This window comes from Pseudolysinimonas yzui (assembly GCF_014653215.1).
In the GTDB taxonomy this organism is placed as follows: Bacteria; Actinomycetota; Actinomycetes; order Actinomycetales; family Microbacteriaceae; genus Pseudolysinimonas_A; species Pseudolysinimonas_A yzui.
In genome coordinates, this window is the sequence record NZ_BNAI01000001.1 from 1 (window position 1) to 22,036 (window position 22,036).

20 protein-coding genes are annotated in these 22,036 nt (G+C 69.5%); 10 read left to right on the plus strand and 10 right to left on the minus strand.

Annotated features, from left to right (window positions below; genetic code table 11):
* Positions 1–159: 159 nt before the first annotated feature.
* Positions 160–1,077 (minus strand): AraC family transcriptional regulator, encoded by a 918-nt coding sequence (locus IE173_RS00005; protein WP_191281351.1) that lies wholly within the window; start codon positions 1,075–1,077, stop codon positions 160–162.
* Between the two features lie 98 nt (positions 1,078–1,175).
* Here IE173_RS00005 and IE173_RS00010 point away from each other — a divergent pair, with 98 nt between their 5' ends.
* Positions 1,176–2,675, plus strand: coding sequence for an aldehyde dehydrogenase family protein (locus IE173_RS00010; RefSeq protein WP_229841766.1), 1,500 nt, complete (start codon positions 1,176–1,178; stop codon positions 2,673–2,675).
* 15 nt (positions 2,676–2,690) lie between these two features.
* Here IE173_RS00010 and IE173_RS00015 read toward each other — a convergent pair whose 3' ends face one another.
* The 4 genes from IE173_RS00015 to IE173_RS00030 are packed head-to-tail and all read right to left on the minus strand — an operon-like array spanning position 2,691 to position 5,933.
* Complete coding sequence (locus IE173_RS00015; protein ID WP_191281352.1) at positions 2,691–3,086, minus strand: nuclear transport factor 2 family protein; 396 nt, start codon at positions 3,084–3,086, stop codon at positions 2,691–2,693.
* A gap of 20 nt (positions 3,087–3,106) precedes the next feature.
* On the minus strand, positions 3,107–4,366 hold the full coding sequence (locus IE173_RS00020) for an aspartate aminotransferase family protein (protein WP_191281353.1): 1,260 nt from the start codon (positions 4,364–4,366) through the stop codon (positions 3,107–3,109).
* Complete coding sequence (locus tag IE173_RS00025) at positions 4,366–5,298, minus strand: phosphotransferase (RefSeq protein ID WP_191281354.1); 933 nt, start codon at positions 5,296–5,298, stop codon at positions 4,366–4,368. The genes IE173_RS00020 and IE173_RS00025 overlap by 1 nt, the downstream gene beginning before the upstream one ends.
* Positions 5,295–5,933 carry a TetR/AcrR family transcriptional regulator gene (locus tag IE173_RS00030; RefSeq protein WP_191281355.1) on the minus strand — a complete coding sequence of 213 codons (639 nt, stop codon included), beginning with the start codon at positions 5,931–5,933 and terminating at the stop codon, positions 5,295–5,297. Before IE173_RS00030 ends, IE173_RS00025 begins: the two co-directional genes overlap by 4 nt.
* A 141-nt stretch (positions 5,934–6,074) precedes the next feature.
* Here IE173_RS00030 and IE173_RS00035 point away from each other — a divergent pair, with 141 nt between their 5' ends.
* Genes IE173_RS00035 through IE173_RS00050 form a run of 4 tightly spaced genes read left to right on the plus strand, consistent with a single transcriptional unit; the run spans position 6,075 to position 12,904 of the window.
* Positions 6,075–7,535: an APC family permease gene (locus tag IE173_RS00035; RefSeq protein ID WP_191281356.1), complete on the plus strand. Its 1,461-nt coding sequence runs from the start codon at positions 6,075–6,077 to the stop codon at positions 7,533–7,535.
* Positions 7,528–9,147: an amidohydrolase gene (locus IE173_RS00040; protein ID WP_191281357.1), complete on the plus strand. Its 1,620-nt coding sequence runs from the start codon at positions 7,528–7,530 to the stop codon at positions 9,145–9,147. Before IE173_RS00035 ends, IE173_RS00040 begins: the two co-directional genes overlap by 8 nt.
* A gap of 14 nt (positions 9,148–9,161) precedes the next feature.
* Positions 9,162–12,128, plus strand: a complete 2,967-nt coding sequence (locus IE173_RS00045; RefSeq protein WP_191281358.1) for an aminotransferase — start codon at positions 9,162–9,164, stop codon at positions 12,126–12,128.
* 2 nt (positions 12,129–12,130) lie between these two features.
* Positions 12,131–12,904: an SDR family NAD(P)-dependent oxidoreductase gene (locus IE173_RS00050; RefSeq protein WP_229841767.1), complete on the plus strand. Its 774-nt coding sequence runs from the start codon at positions 12,131–12,133 to the stop codon at positions 12,902–12,904.
* A 20-nt stretch (positions 12,905–12,924) separates the two neighbouring features.
* Here IE173_RS00050 and IE173_RS00055 read toward each other — a convergent pair whose 3' ends face one another.
* From IE173_RS00055 to IE173_RS00065, 3 genes are read right to left on the minus strand one after another with little or no spacing between them, the layout of a single operon-like run.
* Positions 12,925–14,499 carry a tripartite tricarboxylate transporter permease gene (locus IE173_RS00055; protein ID WP_191281359.1) on the minus strand — a complete coding sequence of 525 codons (1,575 nt, stop codon included), beginning with the start codon at positions 14,497–14,499 and terminating at the stop codon, positions 12,925–12,927.
* A 10-nt stretch (positions 14,500–14,509) separates the two neighbouring features.
* Entirely contained in the window at positions 14,510–15,052 is a 543-nt protein-coding gene (locus IE173_RS00060; protein ID WP_191281360.1) for a tripartite tricarboxylate transporter TctB family protein, read from the minus strand.
* Positions 15,052–16,044, minus strand: coding sequence for a Bug family tripartite tricarboxylate transporter substrate binding protein (locus IE173_RS00065; protein ID WP_191281361.1), 993 nt, complete (start codon positions 16,042–16,044; stop codon positions 15,052–15,054). Before IE173_RS00065 ends, IE173_RS00060 begins: the two co-directional genes overlap by 1 nt.
* A gap of 155 nt (positions 16,045–16,199) precedes the next feature.
* Between IE173_RS00065 and IE173_RS00070 the strand changes: the two genes are divergently transcribed.
* From IE173_RS00070 to IE173_RS00085, 4 genes are all read left to right on the plus strand, one after another.
* Positions 16,200–17,813 carry an ATP-binding protein gene (locus IE173_RS00070; RefSeq protein ID WP_191281362.1) on the plus strand — a complete coding sequence of 538 codons (1,614 nt, stop codon included), beginning with the start codon at positions 16,200–16,202 and terminating at the stop codon, positions 17,811–17,813.
* Complete coding sequence (locus tag IE173_RS00075; protein ID WP_191281363.1) at positions 17,810–18,478, plus strand: response regulator; 669 nt, start codon at positions 17,810–17,812, stop codon at positions 18,476–18,478. Before IE173_RS00070 ends, IE173_RS00075 begins: the two co-directional genes overlap by 4 nt.
* Before the next feature lie 38 nt (positions 18,479–18,516).
* On the plus strand, positions 18,517–19,536 hold the full coding sequence (locus tag IE173_RS00080) for an aminotransferase class III-fold pyridoxal phosphate-dependent enzyme (protein WP_191281364.1): 1,020 nt from the start codon (positions 18,517–18,519) through the stop codon (positions 19,534–19,536).
* Positions 19,537–19,630: 94 nt separating this feature from the next.
* Complete coding sequence (locus IE173_RS00085; RefSeq protein ID WP_191281365.1) at positions 19,631–19,897, plus strand: DUF6458 family protein; 267 nt, start codon at positions 19,631–19,633, stop codon at positions 19,895–19,897.
* A gap of 26 nt (positions 19,898–19,923) precedes the next feature.
* Here the strand turns inward: IE173_RS00085 and IE173_RS00090 are convergent, their stop codons facing one another.
* Complete coding sequence (locus IE173_RS00090) at positions 19,924–20,481, minus strand: hypothetical protein (protein WP_191281366.1); 558 nt, start codon at positions 20,479–20,481, stop codon at positions 19,924–19,926.
* An 83-nt stretch (positions 20,482–20,564) separates the two neighbouring features.
* Between IE173_RS00090 and IE173_RS00095 the strand changes: the two genes are divergently transcribed.
* Positions 20,565–21,392: a carbon-nitrogen hydrolase family protein gene (locus IE173_RS00095; protein WP_191281367.1), complete on the plus strand. Its 828-nt coding sequence runs from the start codon at positions 20,565–20,567 to the stop codon at positions 21,390–21,392.
* Here the strand turns inward: IE173_RS00095 and IE173_RS00100 are convergent.
* Entirely contained in the window at positions 21,389–22,018 is a 630-nt protein-coding gene (locus tag IE173_RS00100) for a TetR/AcrR family transcriptional regulator (RefSeq protein ID WP_191281368.1), read from the minus strand. The genes IE173_RS00095 and IE173_RS00100 overlap by 4 nt on opposite strands.
* Positions 22,019–22,036 lie beyond the last annotated feature (18 nt).

Genomic DNA, 22,036 nt, shown 5'->3' on the forward strand with positions numbered 1-22,036 from the left:
GCAGCCGCGATGTTGCCACCCCCACGATCCAACGCCTCGAAAAACCGAGCCTTCAACTCCTCAAAAACCACGATCCCCGCAACTCCCAAAAACTCAGGGTGTTGCGGGGATCGCTAGAACCCGCGGTGAGACCGGGGCCTTCGGTTTTGTCCGATGCACTCAGCGCGCCGGCAGCTCCGCGGGCCGGGTGCGGTACTCGCGGGGAAGCATCCCGAATTCGCGATGGAAGGCGCGGGTGAACGTCGTCGCGTCGGCGAAGCCGCATCGGGCCGCGACCTGCAGCACGGTGTCGTTGCCCGGGTCCGACAGCAGCGCCGCCGCCCGGTGCAGCCGCAGGCGGCGGAGGTGCTCGCCCGGGGTCTCGTCGAAGGGCTCGAAGAGTTCGTAGAGGAAGCGCCGCGAGATGTAGTGCGCGTCGGCGATGTGCGCCACATCCAGTTCGCTGTCGTGCAGGTTGCCGCGCATGAACGAGCGCACCGTGGCGAGCATCCCCCCGCGGGTCGACGGCAGCACCCGCATGCCGGTCACCGACGATCGGATCATCGTGCCGGCGAGGTCGCGCACCGTCTCGGCTACGACGACGTCGCCGTGCCCGCGCGACTCGGTGAGGGTCGCGAACAGCACCTCGGCGGCATCCGGCGCGTTCACCAGCAACCGCGCGCACGACGCCTCGACCACCTCGACGGGGATGCCGAGCGCGCGCTTCGACACCTGAACGAGAACTTGACGCTGCTCGGACGCGGAGTAGTCGAGCTGGTAGGCGCGGTCGGTCGCGTAGGTGCTGACCGATCCGGCGGTGACCCGTGCCTCGTGACCGTCCTGTCGCACGATGCCCGGGGCGCCGAGCTGGAAGGTGAGATGGATGTCGTCGCTGTTCGCGTGGGCCGCCTGGCGGGCGGTGCGGTCGACCGCGATGCCGTCGGTTTCGACGTGCGACACCATCAGTGACTCATCGAAGCGCTCGAACTCGATGCGCCCGTGGAAGTCGGGCGCGAAGGCGACGCAGGTCAGGGGCACGAAGGCGTCGCTCGTGACGTGCTCCCACTCGTCGGCGCTGCGCGCCTCGACGATCTGCATGCCGACACGATAGCCCCGGCCGTGCACAAAACGCCGAGTGTTCGCGAACGTCTGCGGCGTACCGTCGAAGCGTCCCGTCGAGACGAAGGAGTCAGACCATGACCATGACCGACAACACCGCGACTGCGGTCAGCACCCCCCTCTACATCGGCGGCGAGACCCGCTCGACCGCCGAGACCCTCGCGATCGCCGACCCCGGCAAGCCCGGTGTGATCGTCGGCCACGCCGCCGCCGCATCCACTCAGGATGTCGCCGACGCGGTCGCCGCCGCGAAGGCCGCCTACCCCGCCTGGTCGGCCCTCACCCCGCAGCAGCGCGCCGCGCAGATGGCCGCCGCGATCGAAGGGGTCGCCGCGTTCCGTGACGAGGATGCCGCGATCCTCTCGCAAGAGAACGGCAAGGTGCGCTTCGAGGCGTGGGTGGACGCCCTCGTCTTCGAGATCCGCTGGGGTCTCGCCCTGTCGCTCGCCGACGAGGTCGACACGTCGAAGGTGCTGGAGCCGATCCCGGGCGCGATTCCGACCCGCACGACGGTCGCGTACCAGTCGCTCGGCGTCGTCACCGTGATCGTGCCGTTCAACTGGCCGATCGCGATTCTCGGAGCCTCGGTTCCGCACGCCCTGCTCGCCGGCAACACCGTGATCGTGAAGCCTCCGCTGACGGCGCCGCTCGCCACGGCGCGTTTCATCCAGCGCATCGCCGAGAAGCTGCCCGCGGGCGTGCTCAACGTCGTCACGGGCGCGGACGCGAACATGAGCGGGCTCATCCAGAACACCGACGTCGCGAAGGTGTGCTTCACCGGAAGCGTCGGCGGCGGCAAGCGCATGATGGAGATGGCGTCGAAGTCGCTCACGCGCGTCACGCTCGAGCTCGGCGGCAACGACGCGGCGGTCTTCCTCCAGGACGCGATCATCGACGACACCCATCTCGACCGGCTCTACGCCGCGATCTTCGACACCACGGGCCAGATCTGCATGAACGCCAAGCGCGTCTACGTGCACCGCTCCCGGATGGACGAGGTCGTGAACGGCTTGGCCGCACGCCTCGAGAAGGCGAAGCTCGGCTACGGCCTCGACGACGGCACCACGATGGGCCCGCTCCACTCGCCCGTGCAGAAGGCGTTCGTCGACGAGCTCATCGAAGAGGCGAAGGCCTCGGGCGCCGAGGTGCGCGAGTTCGGCGAACTGCCGGGTGGCGACCTCGCGGGCGGCAACTTCGTGCGCCCGGCGATCGTCGTCGACCCCGACCCGAACCTGCGCGTCGTGACGTTCGAGCAGTTCGGCCCCGTCATCCCGGTGCTGCCGTTCGACACCGAAGACGAGGCCGTGAAGCTGGCGAACGACACCTGGGGCGGACTCTGCGGATCGGTGTGGACGGCGGATGCCGACGCGGCGAACCGCGTCGGTCGTCAGCTCGTGTGCGGCTACGTCTGGGTCAACGACCACGGCGCCACCCGTCTCGACCTGCGGGCGCCGTTCGGCGGCATGAAGCAGTCAGGCTTCGGCCGGGAGCAAGGCATCGAGGGGGTGCGGGCCTTCCAGGACACGCACTCGATCTCGCACCTCGACCCCGAGGTGCTCGCGTCGATGGCCCACTAGATGGCGTGGCCCCACCTACAGGGGTGAGTCGTACTTGTCTCCGTGTTCGGTCCGGATCGGATGCGTGTCGTAGATGAGGTCGAGAAATGCGATCTTGTCGCTGTCGGGCTCGAACTCGAAGTAGTCCATGACCGTGAAGGTGATGAGGGTGCCGTCGGTGACGGTCCAGTCGTACTGGAAGTACGCGACGGCGCGGGGGCCGCCGCCGGTGCTCTCGAAGATGTCGAGCGGGGTGATGACGTTCTGGGCTGACGCCGCGGCGAGCCTGTCGAAGAAGGGTGCAGCAGCCATCTCGCCCAGGAAGGGGGAGCGGACGCGCCCATCGGCGCTGAACAACCCCTTGATGGTGGCGTAGTCGCTGCGTCCGAGGGCGTCCAGGTAGGCGTTCAGCACATGCGCGAAGCGGGCCATGGGTCTTCTCCTTGTGGGGGTCAAGAACTGGCGAGCACCGCGGCGAGTTCGGTCAGCAGCCGGTCGACGTCGGCGTCGTCGAACACCAGGGGCGGGCGGATCTTGAGGGTCGTGTTGCCGGGACCGCTCGCCGCCAGTAGCACGCGACGGTCGCGGAGCGCGTTGACCACGTCGAGGGTGAACGCCTCGTCGACCAGATCGACTCCGAGGAACAGACCCGCCCCGCGCACCGCGAGAATGCGCTCGTCACTCAGCCCCCGGATCCCGTCGGCCAGTCGCCCCCCGACGATCCGCGCGTTCTCGATGAGCTGCTCGTCCTCGAGCACGTCGAGCGTCGCCGAGGCGGCGGCGATCGAGACGCTGTTGCCGCCGTACGTGTTGAAGTAGCGCATGTCGCGTCCGAATGGCGCCAGCACGTCGGGGCGGGCGACCATCGCGGCGACGGGATGCCCGTTGGCCATGGGCTTGCCCATGGTGACGATGTCGGGCTCGATTCCGTATCGGCTGAACCCCCACATCCCGTGTCCGAGACGCCCGAAGCCGGGCTGCACCTCGTCGGCGATGAACAGGCCACCCGCGGCGCGGACCGCGGCGACCGCCTCGACGAGCCCCTCGAGATCGGGGAATCCGCCGTCGCTCGCGAACACGGTGTCGACGATCAGCGCGGCCGGCCGGATGCCCGCTGCGTCCAACTCGCGCAGCGACGCGGCGACCGCCTCGGCGAAGGGCACATCGGTGACGGGACCTCGGGCCGCGCGCGCCCAGGGCGCCATGCCGTCCAGCCCCACGAGCGACGGCGAAATGCCTGCGATCTCGGTCGTGATCCCGTGGTAGGCGTTCCAGCTGACGATGACGCCCTCGCCGCCGGTCGCCGCCTTCGCGACCCGCAGCGCCAGGTCGTTCGCTTCGGAGCCCGTGCAGGTGAACATCACCTCGCCCGGCATCGGCATCGTCGCGAGAAGCCGCTCGGCATAGGCGACGGTCGCCTCCGACAGATACCGGGTGTGAGTATTCAGCCGCGCGGCCTGCTCGGCGATCGCCGCGACGACCCGCGGATTCGCGTGGCCGACCGAGGGGACGTTGTTGTACGCGTCGAGGTAATCGACACCGTCGGCGTCGAACAGGTGGGCGCGCTCGCCGCGCACGAACTCGAGCGGTTCGCGGTAGAACAGCCGGTAGGCCGGACCGAGCGCGGCGGCACGTCGGCGCACCAGGTCCGCGGTTCGCGCGTCGAGGCGGTCGACGGTGCTCTCGTCGAAGTAGGTGGTCGGACCGACCATCACGTCTCCCTCATGATCAGGTGCAGCTTGCGGTCGTTTGCGGCGTAGAAGCCGGACGGGTCGGAGTGCGCGTCGCGCTGAAGCGTCTGGTTGATCACGCTCCGCATGATCGTGCGGGCCGCCAGCAACATCGGCAGCTGTTCGATCTCACCGTCGCTGAGCGGCACCTCGCTCAGGAATCCGGCCGTGAACGCGTCGACCTCGGGCCACGGCCGTGGCCGGTCGGGCACGAGGTAGGCGAGGGCGACGGCGAGGTCGCACACGCGCGGCGAGTAGACGGCGTCGCCGAAATCGAGGATGCCCGCGAGGGATCCTGCGCGCACGAGCAGGTTGCCAGGGTGGCTGTCGTTGTGGATCACCTGGTGGGGCAGCGTCGCAAGGGCGGGCAGCGTCTCCGCGGTGAAGCGGTCGATGACTTCGAGGTGCAGTGGGGTGGTGGTGTGGGTTCGCAGGGCGGGCAGGTGCGGCAGGTCCCACGCCAGGTCGCGATGGGCGCCCGGATGCCGGAAGCCGGCGAGCGCGCGATTGAGGCGACCCAGCATCCGGCCCGCCGTCTCGAAGAAGGTGACCGGCAGGTCTTGGCCCTCGACGAGGTCGCCGTCGAGCCAGGTCAGAACGCGCGCGTGACGACCGGCGACTGTGGCCGACTGCGACCCGTCGAGGGTCGCGACGACGCGCTGTGTGGGGATGCCGGGGTCGGTCGCCGCGACATGGGCCATCGCGGCGGACTGCATCTCGATCACGGCGGAATCGTCACGGGGGTGCGCGACCTTCAGCAGCACGTCGCCCGCGCGGAACGTGTCGTCGCGCTCGGTGTCGAGCCGCACCGGATGGGGTCCCTCTATGCCCCAGTGCGTTCGCAGCGCCGCCCGCGCTCCCGCGGAGTCGAGGTGGTCGAACGGCTCGGAGAGTCCGTCGAGCAGCGAGATCATGGCGACGTCGGGGCTTCGTCGACGGGCGGGCGCTTACTGAGCCTCGCCTGCATCCCGCCGAGGATGAACTCGAGGCCGGTCTCGAAGGCTTCATCGAGCAGGGCCTGTGGGCTGCTCCAACTTCCCATCGCGCGCGCCAGCGCGCCCTCATCGTCGGGGTCCACCCAGATCTGCTGGGGTGCCCGTTGCTCGAGTGCGTTGCCGATCGCGAAACTGTCGATCACCTCGAGGAGCACGCCGACCTCGGCGTCATCGAACCCCGCGGAGGCGAGGGCTCGAGCGAGGTCGCGGTAGATCTCCAATACCTCGGGCTGCGCGAGGGGCACCCCGATGAGCAGCGGAACGACGTTCGGATGCGCTGAGTAGGCGGCGCGTTGAGCTCGCGCGATCACGGTGACCCGGTCGACCCACGTTCCGCCGGCATCCCTCGGCACCGGATGCTGGGCCACCATCACGCCACGAATGAGCTCGACCAGAGCATCCTTGCCCTCGACGTGGTTGTACAGCGCCGGTGCCGACACTCCCAGGCGCTTGGCGAGCCGTCGCATGCTGAATGGCTCTCCGCTGTCGATGATCTCCAGGGCGGTCTCGGCGATCAGGTCGACCGAGAGGAGAGGAGTAAGGGGTCGTCCCACGGCTACCTCGAACTCTCGTCACGACGCGCTCGACCGGAGGGAGCAGTCGATTGCCTATTGCACCACGAACCTGGTATCTCCCATACTAAATGAACACTGTTAGTTTAGGTGGCCAATCATGCAGCCAACCCGGAGGTAACGATGTCAATCAGCGAAAAGGATGCAACGGCGCAACTTTCCGAAGCACCCGGAGAACTCAAGAAGGGTGCCCTCGGCACCGGCGGAATCGTCTTCCTCGTGGTCTCCGCCGCCGCGCCCCTGACGGCCATGGCGGGAGTCGCCCCCCTGGCGATCCTGATCGCGGGGCCTGCCGCCCCGACGGCCTACCTGATCGCCGGCGCGGCGCTCGTCGTCTTCGCCATCGGATTCATGGCGATGACCCGCCATGTGCGGCAGACCGGCGGCTTCTACACGTACATCTCCCACGCGCTGGGCAAGACCGTGGGCCTCGGCGCCGGCATCCTGGCGCTCGTCTCCTACAACGCCATGCAGATCGGCATCTACGGCCTCTTCGCCGTCGTCACGAACGGCATGCTCCAGACGTACTTCGGCATCGAAGTGCCGTGGGGTGTGTTGGCCTTCCTTGCCATCGCCGGAGTATGGGCACTCGGCTTCTTCGGCATCGACGTCGGGGCGCGGGTGCTCGGGGTTCTGCTGGTCGCCGAGACGCTCATCCTTCTCATCCTCGGAATCGCGATCGCGGTCACCGGCGGTCCCGAGGGGTTCTCCTTCGGCCTGTTCAACCCGCAGCTGGTGTTCACCCCCGAGGTCAGTGTCGTGCTGGGGCTGGCGCTCGGCGCGTTCCTCGGCTTCGAAGCGACGGCGCTCTATCGGTCTGAAGCGCGGAACCCGAACTCGTCCATCCCCCGTGCGACCTACATCGCCATCGGGTTCTTGACCGTCTTCTACGCGGTGATCGTCTGGCTCTTCGTGCAGGCGTGGGGCGAAAGCGGCGTGCAGGGCTTCATCGGTGAGAACGGCGTGACAGCTTTCGCGTTCATCACGGCCGACACGTTCCTCGGGCAGTGGGCGGTGCTCACGATGCTCGCCCTCATCGTCACGAGTGTCTACGCCGGGCTTCTCGCGTTCCACAACACGATCAACCGTTACACCTACGCCTTGGCGCGGGACGGGATCCTGCCGGCGGCCCTGGCCAGGACGCGGCGCAACGGTTCACCGCACGTCGCCGGTCTCGTGCAGACCATCCTGTCGGTGCTGATCGTCGGCGGTTTCGTGATCGCCGGCGCCGACCCGTTCCTCAACCTCCTGATCTGGGTCAACACTCCGGGTGTCGTGGGAATCCTGGTCCTGCAGCTGCTGGCATCCTTCGCGGTCATCGTGTTCTTCGTGCGCAACCGCACCCTCGAGCGCGCGTGGTACGTGGTGCCGGCGGCCGTCTTGGCCACGGCCGCTCTGGCCGCCTTCACCGTTCTCATCGTGGTCAACATCGACGTCCTCACGGGAGCCGGGGCTGCGGCCAACGCGGTCATCCTGCTGGTCGTGCCCGTCGCCTTCCTCGTCGGAGTCGTTCTCGCCGTCATCTACAAGCGGACGCGGCCGGCCACCTACGAGCGGATCGGCGGCGGCGACCGGGATGACTGATCGGCCCGCCGATCTCATCCTCACCGCGGGGCGGGTCCACACGATGGCGGGGGGCATCGTGGGGGCGACGGCCGTGGCGGTCCGAGAGGGGATGGTCGTCGCGGTCGGCGGAGAGGGCGACATGGCCGGGTTCACCGGACCCGGCACTCGCTCTCTCCGCTACCCGGGGGCGACCATCGTTCCGGGCCTCAGCGATGCGCATGCGCACCCGCTCTCGGGGGCGGGCTTCGCGGTCGGCATGGATCTTCGAGCCGTGACCTCGCTGCCCGAACTCCGGCGGGAGCTGACGACGGCACTCGCGGGGCTCGAGCCCGGGGACTGGCTTCGAGGGTGGGGGCTCGACCCCAACGTGTGGGGACTCGAGCGCGTGACGTCCGCGCCGCTCGAGGACCTCGTCGGCACCGTGCCCATGTTCCTTCGATTCTTCGACGCCCACTCGGCTCTCGCGAACTCCGCGGCGCTGCAGGCGGCGGGGATCTCGGGGCCGCGCACATTCCCGACCGGATCGCGCGTGGATGTCGACAGCGACGGCATCCCCACGGGACACCTTCTCGAGGCCGATGCCATGCAGCTCGTCTTCGACGTGCTGCCGCGCGAGCCGATCGAAGACCACGTGAACCGCGTGAAGCGGCTGTTGGCCGACATGGCGGCGAGCGGGCTGACGTCGTCGCAGGTGATGGACTTCCTGGAGGAACCCTTCGATCTTCTGCGGCTCATCGAGACCGAGGGAGAACTTCCCGTGCGGCTGCGGTTCTCTCCTTGGATCGAGCCCAAGCACACCCCGGAGGATTGGGCGCGCATTCTCGAGTGGCAGGGCACGGGCGGGCGCCGCTGGAAGATCCACGGGGTGAAGTTCTTCCTCGACGGAACGATCGACGGCGGGACGGCCTGGCTCGAGGCCCCCGACACGCACGGCCAGTCGACCGATTCGGTCTGGAGCGATCCGGCCGACTATGTGGCGGCCATGCGCTTCTTCGCCGAGAACGGGATCGGCACCGCGACGCACGCGATCGGGGATGCCGCCATCCGGTTCGCCCTCACCACCATCTCGCAGCTGCGGGTGCCGGGCGGTCCCGTGCATCGCATCGAGCACGCCGAGACTCTTCCTGACGACCTCGTGGATTCCTTTCCGGCATCCGGAGCGATCGCGAGCATGCAGCCGACCCACTGCACTCATTTCGTGCACGCGGACCACACCGACAATTGGTCGGAACGACTCGGGCCCGCTCGCGCCGGGCGTGCCTGGCGAACCCGTGCTCTCGCGGAGGCCGGCGTCACCCTCGCGCTCGGATCGGACTGGCCGGTTGCTCCCTTCGAGCCGCTCGCCATCATGGCCGATGCCCAGCTGCGGCGGAACGTCGCTCAACCCGACGTCGACCCGGTTCTGCCGGAGGAGAGCCTGACCGCTCTGCAGGCGCTCGAGGGATACACGATCGGCGCGGCTGTTGCGGCGGGAGTCGCGCACACGGAAGGCTCGATTAGCGTGGGCAAGATCGCCGACCTGACGATCCTGGCCGCCGATCCCCTCGCCATCTCACCGGAAGAACTCGCACGTACCGCCATTCTCGCCACGGTCGTCGGCGGCGAGATCCAGTTCGCGGCGACAGGCTGAAAGCGAATGACATTGTGAGCGACACCTCCCGCGGTGCCACCAACCGCAGCGGCTTCGACTTCTTCGAGGCGGGGGAGCTGCCCACCCCGCAGATCACCGCCGCGGAAGCCGAGCAGCTGGTCGCCGAGCAGTTCGGGCGCACCGTCGTGGCCCGATCGCTCGGGAGCCAACAGGATGCGAACTTCCTCCTGACTGATGCCGACGGCGCGACGGTCGGCGTGCTCAAGGTGTCGAACGGCGCCTTCGGTGAGGCCGAGATCAGGGCGCAGGATGAGGGCGCGGCCCAGATCGCCGAGCGGCTCCCGCACCTCCGGGTGCCGACCGTGCTCGAGCACGCGACGGCCGGTCGGCCGGCCCGGGTCCTGCGGCCGGGCGGCTCGGGGGAGGTGGCGCGCATCCTCTCCTTCCTCGATGGGGGGACGCTCACCGGGTCCGGGTACCTGCGGCCGCCCGTCGTCGAGGGGCTCGGCGCCCTCAGCGGGATGGTCAACCGTGAGCTGCGCGACTTCGAGCACGAGGGGGTCCACCGCACGCTCCAGTGGGATCTGCGCGAGGCCGCTCGGGTGATCGACCAGCTCGCGCACTATGTGGATGACGTCGACCGGCGACGGGTCGTCGAGGAGGTGCGCCGGGTGGAGGGTGCCAGGATCGAGGCTCTCGCGGCGCGGCTCCCGGTGAGCGTCATCCACGGTGACATCACCGACGACAACGTCGTGCGCTCGGCCGACGAGCACGGCACCCCCGACGGCGTGATCGACTTCGGCGACCTCAATATGGGATGGTCGGTGGCCGAGCTCGCCGTGACGGTGTCGTCGATCCTGCACCACGAGGGAGCGACGCCGGTCTCGACTCTGCCGGCCATCCGGGCGTTCCACCGCGAGCGGCCGCTCACCGGTGACGAGGTGCAGGCGCTCTGGCCGCTCGTGCTGTTGCGGGGAGCCGTGGTGGTCGTCAGCGGCTGGCAACAAGCGGCCATCGACGCCGACAACGAATACGCGCGAGACGCGCTGGAGCACGAATGGCGCATCCTCGAGAACGCGCTCACCGTGCCGACGACGGTGATGACGGCGCTCGTGCAGAGCGTCGTCGGCGCGCCGGCGTCCCCGCTCGCGCTGCCGGCATCCTTCCCGCCGATGCTCGACGGCCAGGCGCGGGTGGCCACGCTCGATCTCTCGGTGGACTCCGATGCGATGGATGAGGGTGCCTGGCTCCTGGACGGCCGCGAAGCCGCCCTGGCACGCGATCGCCTCGCTGCCGGTGCCGACGCGGTGAGCACCGTGCACCTCCAGCCGCGCCTCACTCGATCGGTGCGGCTCTCCCGGGAGGAGCCCGCCACCGCCGCGACCGGAATCGACGTGTGGTTCGGGCGCGACACCGACGTGCGAGCGCCCTGGGCCGGTCGAGTGGAGGTCGAAGGCGGCGACGTCTCGGTGATCGACAGCGATCACGGGATCGTCCTCCGGCTGAACGCCGAGAGCGCCGAGGTCGTGGCGTCGGGCACCGTCGGCCCGGGCGATCCGGTGCTGACGGTGAAGGCCGGCTCCCGTCTGCGGATCACCGTCGCCGCCGCGGAGGCCGCGGTGCCCGACTTCGTGCGCGCATCCGAAATCGCCGGCTGGCGCGCCGTTGTCGCCGACCCGCTCCCGTTGCTCGTCGGCACCAGCGACCCGGTCAAGGGTGCCGACCGGAACCCGAACGACGCCGACGAACTCGTGCATCGGCGCGAGCAGCATTTCGCGTCGGTGCAGGAGCACTACTACCGTCATCCGCCCCGCATCGAACGCGGGTGGCAGCACACCATGATCGACGTCGACGCGCGCTGCTATCTCGACATGGTGAACAACGTCACCTCACTCGGACACGCTCACCCGGGCGTCGAACGGGCCGCTGCTCGACAGCTTCGGCGCCTCAACACGAACTCGCGTTTCAACTACGGCGCCGTCGTCGAGTACTCGACCCGGCTGAGCGAACTGCTGCCCGCCCTGCTGGACACCGTATTCCTGGTGAACTCCGGGTCTGAGGCGGTCGACCTCGCGCTGCGGATCGCCCTCGCGACCACGGGGCGGCCCGACGTGCTCGCGGTCGCCGAGGCGTACCACGGCTGGACGTTCGCGAGCGATGCAGTGTCGACATCCATCGCCGACAACCCGAACGCTCTCGAGACCCGCCCCGACTGGGTGCACACGGTCGATGCGCCGAATGCGTACCGCGGGCGGTACCGGGGACCGGATGTCGGCCGCTACGCCGACGATGCCGTGGAGACCATCCACCGGCTCGCCGCGGAGGGCCGCCCGCCGGCCGCCTTCATCGCCGAGGCCTACTACGGCAACGCCGGCGGCATGGCCCTGCCGGACGGCTACCTCGACAAGGTCTACGCGGCCGTGCGCGAGCACGGCGGTCTCGCCATCGCCGACGAGGTGCAGGTGGGCTACGGCCGGCTCGGCGAATGGTTCTGGGGCTTCGAGCAGCAGGGCGTCGTTCCCGACATCGTCACCGTCGCCAAGGCGATCGGCAACGGGCATCCGCTCGGGGCCGTCATCACGAGCCGCGAGGTGGCCGAGCGGTATCGCAACCAGGGCTACTTCTTCTCCTCAGCCGGCGGGAGTCCGGTGTCGAGCGCAGTCGGGTTGGCCGTGCTGGACGCGTTGCGCGACGAGAAGCTGCAGCAGAACGCGCGGGACGTGGGCCGACACCTGAAGGAGCGGCTGACGCAGCTCGCCGAGAGGCACGAGTTGATCGGCGCGGTGCACGGCTCGGGTCTCTACCTCGGTGTCGAACTCGTGCGCGACCGCGAGACACGCGAACCGGCGACCCGCGAAACGACGGCCATCTGCGAGCGGATGCTCGAGCTCGGCGTCATCATCCAGCCCACCGGCGACCGCCAGTGCGTTCTCAAGACCAAGCCGCCGCTGTGTCTCGACCGGGAGTCCGCCGACTACTTCGTCGACGCGTTGGACCACGTACTGAGCACCGGGTACTGACCGTGGAACGTTCGCTGTCCACGCCGTCATGTGCGCTGATCACCGGCGCGGGCAGCCCAGGTGGGATCGGCTTCTCGGCGGCGAAGCAGCTGGGGCTCGCCGGGGCGAAGGTGGTGGTCACGTCGACGACGGATCGCATCCACTCGCGTGTGGACGAGCTGCGGGTGCTCGGGATCGACGCGTCCGGCTACGTGACCCGGCTGGATACCGAGGCCGATGTCGGGCGGCTCTTCGACGGTCTGCGCGCGGCCGGCACAGTGCCGTCGGTCGTGGTCAACAATGCGGGGATGATCACCGTGGGCGACGCCGAGATGGACTCCGGCGACGTGCTTACGAGCGTGGATGCCTGGAACCGGTCGTTGACGACGAACCTCACGACGGCCTTCCTCGTGTCACGGGCGGCCGTCCCGGCGATGCGGGACGCCGGCTGGGGGCGCATCGTCAACGTGTCGAGCCTCACCGGACCCGTCATGGCTGCCCGCGCTGATGTCGCGTACGCCGCGGCAAAGGCCGGCATGGTCGGGCTCACCCGGGCCATGGCCGTCGACGAAGCACCACACGGCATCACGGTCAATGCAGTTGCGCCCGGGTGGATCGCCACCCTGTCGCAACTCCCGCACGAGGCAGCGGCGGGGAGCCGCGTTCCCCTCGGACGCAGCGGCACTCCCGACGAGGTTGCATCCGCGGTCCTGTGGTTGGCGTCGCCGGGAGCGTCGTACATCACCGGACAGGTGGTCGTCATCGACGGCGGGAACAGCATCGCCGAGGAGCGCTGAACCGCGACGGCGTCACATCGTCACTCTCCCCCGCGCGCGAGCCCGGCTTCATCGGCCGTCGCCGCGTCCGGGGTAGCCGCGAGTTCCTCGGCCATCTTCTGTTCGAACCGCTTCTGGCGACGTCGCAACCACAGCCCGACGCCGATCAGCACGGCCATCACGGCGTACGCGGTCGCCGCGAACGGATGCGTGACGAGGGTCGTCAGGTCGCCCTGGCTCAGTTGCAGCGCGAGCCGCATCCGCTGCTCCGCCATCGGCCCGAGGATCATGCCGATCACCAGCGGGGCGATCGGGTAGCCGTACCGGCGCATGAAGTAGCCGATGAGGCCGATGATGATGAGGATGACGATGTCGAGCGGCGCGAAGTTGAGCGCGTAGGCGCCGAACGCGGCGAACGTCAGGATGCCGGCGTAGAGGTACGGCCGCGGGATCTGCAGCAGCTTCACCCAGATGCCCACGAGCGGCAGGTTGAGCACGAGCAGCAGCACGTTGCCGATGTAGAGGCTCGCGATGAGAGCCCAGACGAGGGCCGGCTGGTTGGTGAACAGCTGCGGGCCGGGCTGGATGCCGTACGACTGGAACGCCGTGAGGATGATCGCGGCGGTCGCCGTCGTCGGCAGGCCCAGGGTGAGCAGCGGCACGAGCACGCCGGCGGCGGCCGCGTTGTTCGCCGACTCCGGCCCCGCGACGCCTTCGATCGCGCCGCGGCCGAACTCGTGCTTGTGCTTGCTGAGCTTCTTCTCGGTCGCGTACGACAGGAAGGTCGCGACGTCCGCCCCACCCGCCGGGATGGTGCCGATCGGGAAGCCGATCGCGGTGCCCCGCAGCCACGGCTTCCAGGAACGGCGGAAGTCGTCTTTCGTCATCCAGGAGCGCCAGCCCTTGGTGAGCGGAATGAGGTCGATCTTGCCGCGGCGCAGCATCGACGCGATGTAGATCGTCTCGCCGACGGCGAAGAGGCCGACCGCGACGAGCACGACGTCGACGCCGTCGGCGAGCTGGGGGACGCCGAGGGTGTAGCGCTGCTGGCCCGAGAGCCGGTCGGTGCCCATGAGGCCGATGAACAGGCCGATGCCGAGCGACACCATGCCGCGCCAGACCGAGCTGCCGAGCAGAGCGCCGACGGTGATGAACGCGATCACGATGAGCGCGACGTAGTCGGCGGGGCCGAGCTGCACGGCGAGCGCCGCCAGGGTCGGCGCGAGCAACGTGAGTCCGAGGGTGGCGATCGTGCCGGCGATGAAGGAGCCGATGGCGGCGGTCGCGAGCGCCGCAGCACCGCGCCCGAGTTTCGCCATCTTGTTGCCTTCGATCGCGGTCACGATCGACGCCGATTCGCCTGGGGTGTTGAGCAGGATGCTCGTCGTCGACCCGCCGTACATCGCGCCGTAGTAGATGCCGGCGAACGTGATGATCGCCGCCGACGGGTCGAGCGTCATCGTGAGCGGCAGCAGCAGCGCCACCGTCATCGCCGGGCCGATGCCCGGAAGCACCCCGACGGCGGTGCCGATGAGCACTCCGAGGAAGGCGAAGATGAGGTACTCGGGGCGCAGCGCCGTCGCGAAGCCCTCGAGCAGCAGGTTGAAGTTGTCCATGGTCCGCGATCTAGAAGAGGGGGCCGAGCCACGCGAGCGCGGGGCCGAGGGGAAGGGAGAGGCCGAGCATCAGGCCGAAGACGATCTGCACGGTGAGGCCGAGGCCGAGGCCGACGAGCAGGGCCACCCACCAGCGCTTCGCGCCGAGCGACCAGGCCGCACCGCCGAACAGCAGCGCGGCGGCGAACGCCCAGCCGATGAGCTCGATGAGCAGCAGGTGCGCGACCAGCAGGCCGACGAGTTTCGCGATGGTCAGCCAGTCGGGCTTGTGCGACAGGTCGACGTCTTCCGACTCCTCGGGTGCGCCGAGATGCCCGCGGATCACCTCGACCAGCACGGCGATGCCGGCGGCGATGAGGATGACCGAGACGAGCACGGGGAACACCGTCGGGCCGACACGGTTCGACTCGGGCACGCGGATGCCGAAACTGCCGACGAGGGCGAACACACCCAGCGCGATCGTGAGGGCGGCGAAGATGATCTCGCCGAGGCGTGCCCGGAGGCCGGGCGTCGCGCGACGCCCAGCCTCCGGGGTGGTGACGGGGGTGGACATCAGATGAGGCCGATGTCCTTCAGCGTCTGGGTGACGTCCGTGATGTTGCCCTCGAGGTAGGTGCTGAACTCGTCGCCCGCGAGGAACGCGTCCGACCAGCCCTTCTCTTCGAGCACGGCGGCCCAGGCGGCCGAGTCGTGCAGCTGGGTGACGAGCTCGATCAGCGCGGCGCGGTCGGCCTCGTCGATTCCGGGAGGGGCGATGACGCCACGCCAGTTGGTGAGCGCCACGTCGTAGCCTTCGTCGATGATCGTCGGCACGTCGGGCAGCAGGTCGACCGGGGCCTCCGACGAGACGGCGAGGGCGCGCATCGTGCCCGCCTCGATGTGCTCGACGAACTCGCCGACACCCGAAACACCCGCCGACACGTTGTTGCCGAGCAGCAGGGTCACCGCTTCGCCGCCGCCCGAGTTCGGGATGTAGTTCAGCTTCTCGGTGATCTCTTCGGGGCTGAGGCCGGCAGCGCCGAGCAGCAGACCGACGAGGATGTGGTCGGCGCCACCCGCGGAACCGCCGGTGATGGTGACATCCTGACCGTTCTCGACGATGTCGTCGACGAGGTCTTCGAGGGTGTCGTAGGGCGACGCGTCGGGCACGACGATGACGAGCGCTTCTTCGGTGAGGCGCGCGATCGGGGTGTTGTCTTCGATCCGGTTGGCGGAGGCGTTGGTCTCGACCGCGCCGACCATCACGAGGCCCATCATCATGAGCGTGTGCGGGTCCTTCTCGGTCGCCAGGCTGGCGAGACCGACAGTGCCACCCGCGCCGGGGATGTTGGTGACCGGGGCGGAATCGACGAGACCTTCACCGGTAAGGGTGTCGGCGAGGGCACGACCGGTCTGGTCCCACCCGCCGCCCGGGTCGGCCGGAACGATGACGTTGAGGTCGGTGATGGTGACCGTCTCGTCGGGTTCGGACGGGGCTGGCGTCGAGCAGCCGGCCAGGGCGAGCGCCCCGATGGCGGCGACGGCAGCGAGTGCACGGATACGCATTTTTCTCCTCATTGAGCTGTTTCCGGATGCGGCATCGCACCCGGTGGTGCTGAGCACGCACGCTAAGTCGACGCTCGAAGGCGGCGCTACATACGTAACTATTGGACGCGGCAGCCCCCTCGGCGCGAGGGGCGTTCGTCGGCGACAATGGCGGAATGCGGTCGATGACGCTGCGGGTTCAGCTCCTGTTGTTGCAGGTGCTGATCGTGTGCGTCGTCACGGTCGGAACGGGGGTCGTGGCGGGAGCCCTGCAGGAACGCGCGATCCGGCACGCCTACCAGGACCGCATGCAGGCCGTCGCCCTCTCGGTGGCACACCTGCCGGCCATTCTCGAGGCGCTCGACGACGACGATCCGGCCGCCACCATCCAGCCGATCGCCGAGGTCATCCGCGAGGCGTCGGACGTCACCTACGTCGTCGTGACCGACGCCGAAGGCATCCGCTACTCGCACCCCAACCCCGAGCGCATCGGCGAGATGGTCTCCACCGATCCGTCGGTACCGCTCTCGGGCGAGATCTACGTCGGCACCCAGACCGGCACCCTCGGCACCTCGTGGCGGGTCAAGGTGCCGATCTGGCTGGAGGACGAGATCGTCGGCACGGTGTCGGTCGGCATCCTCGAATCCGACCTCTCGGACGAGTTCGTCGCCAACCTCTACTGGCTGCTCATCGCCATGGGCGGGTCGGCGGTTCTCGGGGTGCTCGGTGCGGCGCTGGTGACCGCCATCATCCGTCGGCGCATCTACCGGCTCGAGCCGAGAGAGATCGCCTCACTGGTCGAGAACCGCGAGACGACCCTGCACCGGCTCAGCGAGGGCGTCGTCACCGTCGACGAGCACGGCACGATCGAGCTGGTCAACGACGCAGCAGCGAACCTCCTCGGGGCGCAGGCCGCCGACCTCACCGGCCGACCCGCACGCGAGGCGCTCGGCAGTGCGCTGGTCGAGGTGCTCGAGCAGGGCGAACAGGAGGGCCGTCTCGTGCTCGCCGACGAACGCGTGCTCATCGCCCGCAGCACGGGAACCCACCACTCCGGTGAGGCGGTCGCGGCGACGCTGCTGCTGCGCGACCACACCGAACTGCACGAGACGCTGCGTCGGGTCGACGGCGCCCAGTCGCTCACCGACGGCCTGCGCGCCCAGGCGCACGAGTTCGCCAACGCGATGCACGTCGTCGCCGGGCTGCTCGAGATCGGGCGCGGTGACGAGGCCCGCGCGTTCATCTCCCGCCGCACTCCCGGGGGCTCGATCGGCTTGCGCGACGACGCCACCCTGCTCGACGACCCCGAGCTGACCGCGCTGCTGTCGGTGAAGGCCGCCCAGGCGCGCGAACTGGGCATCGATCTGGATGTCTCCCAGACCGGGTCGCTCGAGCGCGCGATCGACGACGATCTGGCCGCCGACCTGGTGACGATCCTCGGCAACCTGGTCGACAACGCCATCGAGGCGTGTGGCGTCGGCGATCGCGTCGAGGTCGCGGTCGACATCGGTGCGACGTCTCTCGGGGTGACGGTCGACGACTCCGGCGCCGGTGTGCCCGAGCATCTGCGGGGCTGGATCTTCACCGAAGGCATGAGCACGAAGGGACCCGACGGCGAGCCGAAGCCGGGGCGCGGGATCGGGCTCGCCCTGGTGCGGCGGGTGGTGGAGCGCCGCCGTGGGTCGATCGAGGTCGAAGAGGCGCCGATCGGCGGAGCACGGTTCCGGCTCGTCATCCCCCGGGTGGCTCGCCGCACCCCGCGCAAGAAGCCCGCGAAGGCGGCCGGGTGAGCGAGCCGCTGCGGGTGCTCATCGTCGACGACGACGAGGTCGTCGCCCGGCTTCACGAGGCGTTCCTCGCGTCGCTCGACGGCTTCGTCGTGTGTGCGATCGCCGGAACCGGGCCGGCCGCGGTCGCCGCGATCCGCCAGGCCGCTCCCGACATCGTGCTGCTCGACATGCATCTGCCGGGGTTTTCCGGGTTGGAGGTGCTGCGCGTGGCGCGCGCCGACCACGCGCGACCGTTCGAGGTGATCGCCGTCACGGCGGCCCGCGACGTCGACACCGTGCGCGAGGCCCGCCGCGCCGGGGTGCGCCACTACCTCGCGAAACCGTTCTCGTCCGACGACCTCCGCCGTCGTCTCGCCGACCTCCGCGACGAGTTCGTCGCCGCGCGCGGCTCATCGCTGGCGCAGTCGCAGATCGACGAGGTGATGGCCTCCCGGGGCACGGGGGCACTGCCGAAGGGGCTCAGCGCCGAGACGCTCGAAGCGGTGCGCGGGGCGCTCGGCGAACTGCCCGGAGCGTCGGCCGGCGAACTCGGCGACCACGTCGGCCTGTCGCGGGTCAGCGCGCGGCGCTACCTCGAACACCTGGTCACCGGGGGAGCGGCCACCCGGTCGCTCGACTACTCCTCGGCGGGACGGCCGACGACCCGCTACCGCCTCACCACCTGACCGGCGCCGATTAGCTGCTCACAGCATCCCGGGAGACGATGGACCGTGAGCGAACGCGTGCCGGCCCGATGGTGACCTCCGGGGTCGCCGCCTTCACCGAAGCGCTCATCGACCGGTTCACGGTGCGCGCGACACCGCTCGCCGAGCGGCTGCGGCTGCTTGCGACTGCGAGCCGCGCCACGGCGACGGCGATCGAGCTCGCCCGCGCCGCGACCGGGCGCGACCTCGTCGTCACATTCGCCGGCCACGACCATGCCCACGTCGACCCGCAGTCGATCGTCGTTCCCTACAACGACCTCGACGCGGTGCGCGACGCGTTCGCCGCGCACCCCGGTCGCATCGCCGCCGTGCTCACCGAGGCGGTCGGGGTGCACGCCGGCGTGCTGGCGCCGCTGCCCGGGTTCAACGGCGCGCTCGCCCTCGTCGTGGCACGACGCGGCGCGCTGCTCGTACTCGACGAGACCCACACCGCGTTCCGGGTCGGCCCCGCCGGATGGTGGGGGCTCGAAGCCGACGGGGTGACCGGCAGCACCGGATGGCGCCCCGACCTGGTCGTCCTCGGCGGGTTCGGGGAGGGCGTTCCGCTCGCGGCGCTCGGCGGCCGCGCGGCCATCGTCGGGCGCGCCGCCCCGTCACGGGCGTGGAACGCGGATGCCGTGGCGAGCGCCGAGGCGACGTTGCGGCTCGCGACGCCCGACAGCTACGCAGGGGTCGACCGCGGTGCCGACGCGATCGTGGCCGCGCTGCACGCCGCGTTCGATGCCGAAGGAGTCGCCCACGTCATCCCCCGGGCCGGCCCGCTGTTCTCGATCGCCTTCCGCCCCGCAGCCGTTCTCGACGACGCCGACGCCCGCGACCAGGAGTCGTGGCGTTACCCGCCGTTCGCGCGGGCGATGGCCGAGCACGGAGCACCGGTTCCGGCGAGTGTCCATCAGGCGTGGTTCGTCGCGGCGGCGCCCGGTGACCCCGAACTCGACCGGATTCTGGACGCCGTTCCCCACGCCGCCCGGGCCGCGGCGCAGGCCTCGCCCGAACCGGCCGAGGATCACTCACCCTGACCCTTCCCTGGGAAGTCAACCCGGTATCCGCGCCGACCCTGCGCACCTAGCGTCGGAATGCGCCCCACTGTGGGCCGCGAAAGGAAGGCAGCACATGAGTATCGGAACGGGCGTCGTTCTCTTTGTGATCGGCGCGATTCTGGTTTTCGCTCTCAACTTCGAGACCGAAATCGTGAACCTCGACATGATCGGCTACATCCTGATGGGTGCCGGCTTCATCGTCTTCGTGATCGGGCTGGTGCTGCTCGCGCGGCGCCGTCAAGCCATCACGACTTCGCGAACCGGCACGGACTCCGTGACCGGCGAGCGGGTCGAACAGCGCATCACCGAGGTGGATGACCCGGCCGACCGCGTCGTCTGAGTCGGGATCAAGAGGGCTTCTCGTCGTCAGTACGAGAAGCCCTCTTCGAACCCCATGAGGATCTTGGTGATCTGGCCCCCCTCGATCCCGAACGAGACGATCGTGCCGTCCGCGGCCCGCCCGGTGATGTCGTCGCCGGTGAACAGGTAGCCGTAGTACATGTTGGTACGCCACGGGTCGACCGTCGCCGCGGGGAGCGCGAAGTTCCAGGGGCCGGGTGCCCCGGTCACGTACGAGAGCTGGTCGACCGCGTCGGCCCGGCTGATGTCCCAGCAGCATTCCGACGACATGATGATCACCCGCACGGGATCCGACAGGTAGCCCTCGATCGCCGCCGTATTGCCGCTGGTGATCGCGTCGCGCACGTTCTCCCGGTCGGCGGCGCTCAGGCCCGGCTCCGGTTCGGGTGCCGGGTCGGCATCCTCGGTGTCGTCGGCGGCTTCTGCGGGGTCGGTTTCGGCGTCGTCGGTCGCGACGATCGTCGGAGTGGGGCTCGCCGACTCGTCGGCCTCGGGATCGGGGGTGCCGCCACCGCAGGCAGCGAGCAGCAGGGTCAGCACGGCAACGGGGATGATACGCAACATGGGTACGGCGCTCCTTCGAGATCGGGAACCTCACCGCTACGACGCACGTACTGCCCCGCGAGGTTGACGCGTAGCCTAGGGGAATGGAGAGCCCCTCCGGCCCTGTCGCGATCGCCGTCGCCCAGTTCGCCCCCGGCGACGACGAGGCAGCGAACCTGGATGCCATCCGCCGCCTCGCCGAGGATGCGGCATCCCGCGGTGCCCTCCTCGTCGTGTTCCCCGAGTACTCGTCGTACTTCACTCCCGCGCTCGGCCCCGACTGGCCCGAACACGCCCAGTCGTTGCACGGCCCGTTCGTGCGGGCGCTCGCCGAGATCGCGGCGGAGCTCGGCATCCACCTCGTCGCGGGAATGATCGAACTCGTGCCGGGCGAGACGGAGCGGGTCGCCAACACCGTCGTCGCGGTCGACGCGGCGGGCGAGGTCGTGGCGCGCTACCGCAAGATGCACCTCTACGACGCCTTCGGGATGCGCGAGAGCGACCGCATCGTCGCCGGCCCGGTGTGGGCCGACGGGGAGGCCCCGACGTTCGCCTGGGGTGGCTTCACCGTCGGGTTGCAGACCTGCTACGACGTGCGATTTCCCGAGGTGACGCGTCGCCTCGTGGATGCCGGAGCCGACCTGGTGCTGCTGCCGAGCGAGTGGGTGCGCGGCCCGCTCAAGGAGCACCACTGGCGCACCCTCATCACCGCCCGCGCCATCGAGAACACCGTGTACGTGGCGGCCGCCGACCATGCCCCGCCGATCGGCGCGGGCAACAGCATGGTGGTCGACCCGATGGGCGCCGAAATCGTCACCGTCGGGGAGACGACGGATGTGGCGGTTGCCTGGATCTCGCCGGCTCGCGTCGCCGACGTGCGCCACACCAACCCGGCGCTCAAGCTGCGCCGGTTCACCGTCACTCCGCGCTAGCCGCGCCCAGCGAGGGTCATCGCGTAGTCGACGAACGCCGCCTTGCCCGGGGCGGTGTCATCGACTTCGGCGTCGACGGCGCAGTCCAGCAGGTGGAAGAGCCCCTCGTTCACGAGATCGAGCTGTGAATGGGGCGCGGTGAGTGCCGCGCCCGCCGACACCGCCGCCAGCACCGCCGAGAGGCGCTCGGCATCGACCTCGGGGCGCACCATCCCCACCGCCTTCATGCGTTCGATGAAGGCGGCGCGCATTCCGAACTGGGGAATGCGGGCGAACCCGTACGACGACCGCATGATCGTGTTCAGCCCGTCACGGTCAGCGAGGTACAGTGCGCGCACGAGAGGGCTCTCGTAGATGCCCGCCAGCGTGTAGCGGTAGATGTGCGACAACAACCCGCCGCGCGGATCGCGCTCGATGTCGTCGAGGATGTCGGTCCACAGCACCGTGAACTCGCGGTTCAGCATCGCGACGAGAAGATCCTCGAGGGAGCCGAAGTGGGCCAGCACCTGATCCTCGGAGACGGCCGCCTTCACCGCGATCTGGGGGATCGAGATGGCGTCGAAGCCGTCCTCGACCACCAGGTGGGATGCCGCGTCGAGCAACTCGTCGCGTCCGGATTCCTCCACCGTCACTCCGTTCTCCAG

Excerpts from the sequence above, each read along its gene's own strand:
- IE173_RS00005 (WP_191281351.1), bottom strand. The coding sequence starts at position 1,077 with ATGCAGATCGTCGAGGCGCGCAGCGCCGACGAGTGGGAGCACGTCACG.
- IE173_RS00010 (WP_229841766.1), top strand. The coding sequence starts at position 1,176 with ATGACCATGACCGACAACACCGCGACTGCGGTCAGCACCCCCCTCTAC.
- IE173_RS00015 (WP_191281352.1), bottom strand. The coding sequence starts at position 3,086 with ATGGCCCGCTTCGCGCATGTGCTGAACGCCTACCTGGACGCCCTCGGA.
- IE173_RS00020 (WP_191281353.1), bottom strand. The coding sequence starts at position 4,366 with ATGGTCGGTCCGACCACCTACTTCGACGAGAGCACCGTCGACCGCCTC.
- IE173_RS00025 (WP_191281354.1), bottom strand. The coding sequence starts at position 5,298 with ATGATCTCGCTGCTCGACGGACTCTCCGAGCCGTTCGACCACCTCGAC.
- IE173_RS00035 (WP_191281356.1), top strand. The coding sequence starts at position 6,075 with ATGTCAATCAGCGAAAAGGATGCAACGGCGCAACTTTCCGAAGCACCC.
- IE173_RS00040 (WP_191281357.1), top strand. The coding sequence starts at position 7,528 with ATGACTGATCGGCCCGCCGATCTCATCCTCACCGCGGGGCGGGTCCAC.
- IE173_RS00055 (WP_191281359.1), bottom strand. The coding sequence starts at position 14,499 with ATGGACAACTTCAACCTGCTGCTCGAGGGCTTCGCGACGGCGCTGCGC.
- IE173_RS00060 (WP_191281360.1), bottom strand. The coding sequence starts at position 15,052 with ATGTCCACCCCCGTCACCACCCCGGAGGCTGGGCGTCGCGCGACGCCC.
- IE173_RS00065 (WP_191281361.1), bottom strand. The coding sequence starts at position 16,044 with ATGCGTATCCGTGCACTCGCTGCCGTCGCCGCCATCGGGGCGCTCGCC.
- IE173_RS00070 (WP_191281362.1), top strand. The coding sequence starts at position 16,200 with ATGCGGTCGATGACGCTGCGGGTTCAGCTCCTGTTGTTGCAGGTGCTG.
- IE173_RS00080 (WP_191281364.1), top strand. The coding sequence starts at position 18,517 with ATGGACCGTGAGCGAACGCGTGCCGGCCCGATGGTGACCTCCGGGGTC.
- IE173_RS00085 (WP_191281365.1), top strand. The coding sequence starts at position 19,631 with ATGAGTATCGGAACGGGCGTCGTTCTCTTTGTGATCGGCGCGATTCTG.
- IE173_RS00090 (WP_191281366.1), bottom strand. The coding sequence starts at position 20,481 with ATGTTGCGTATCATCCCCGTTGCCGTGCTGACCCTGCTGCTCGCTGCC.
- IE173_RS00095 (WP_191281367.1), top strand. The coding sequence starts at position 20,565 with ATGGAGAGCCCCTCCGGCCCTGTCGCGATCGCCGTCGCCCAGTTCGCC.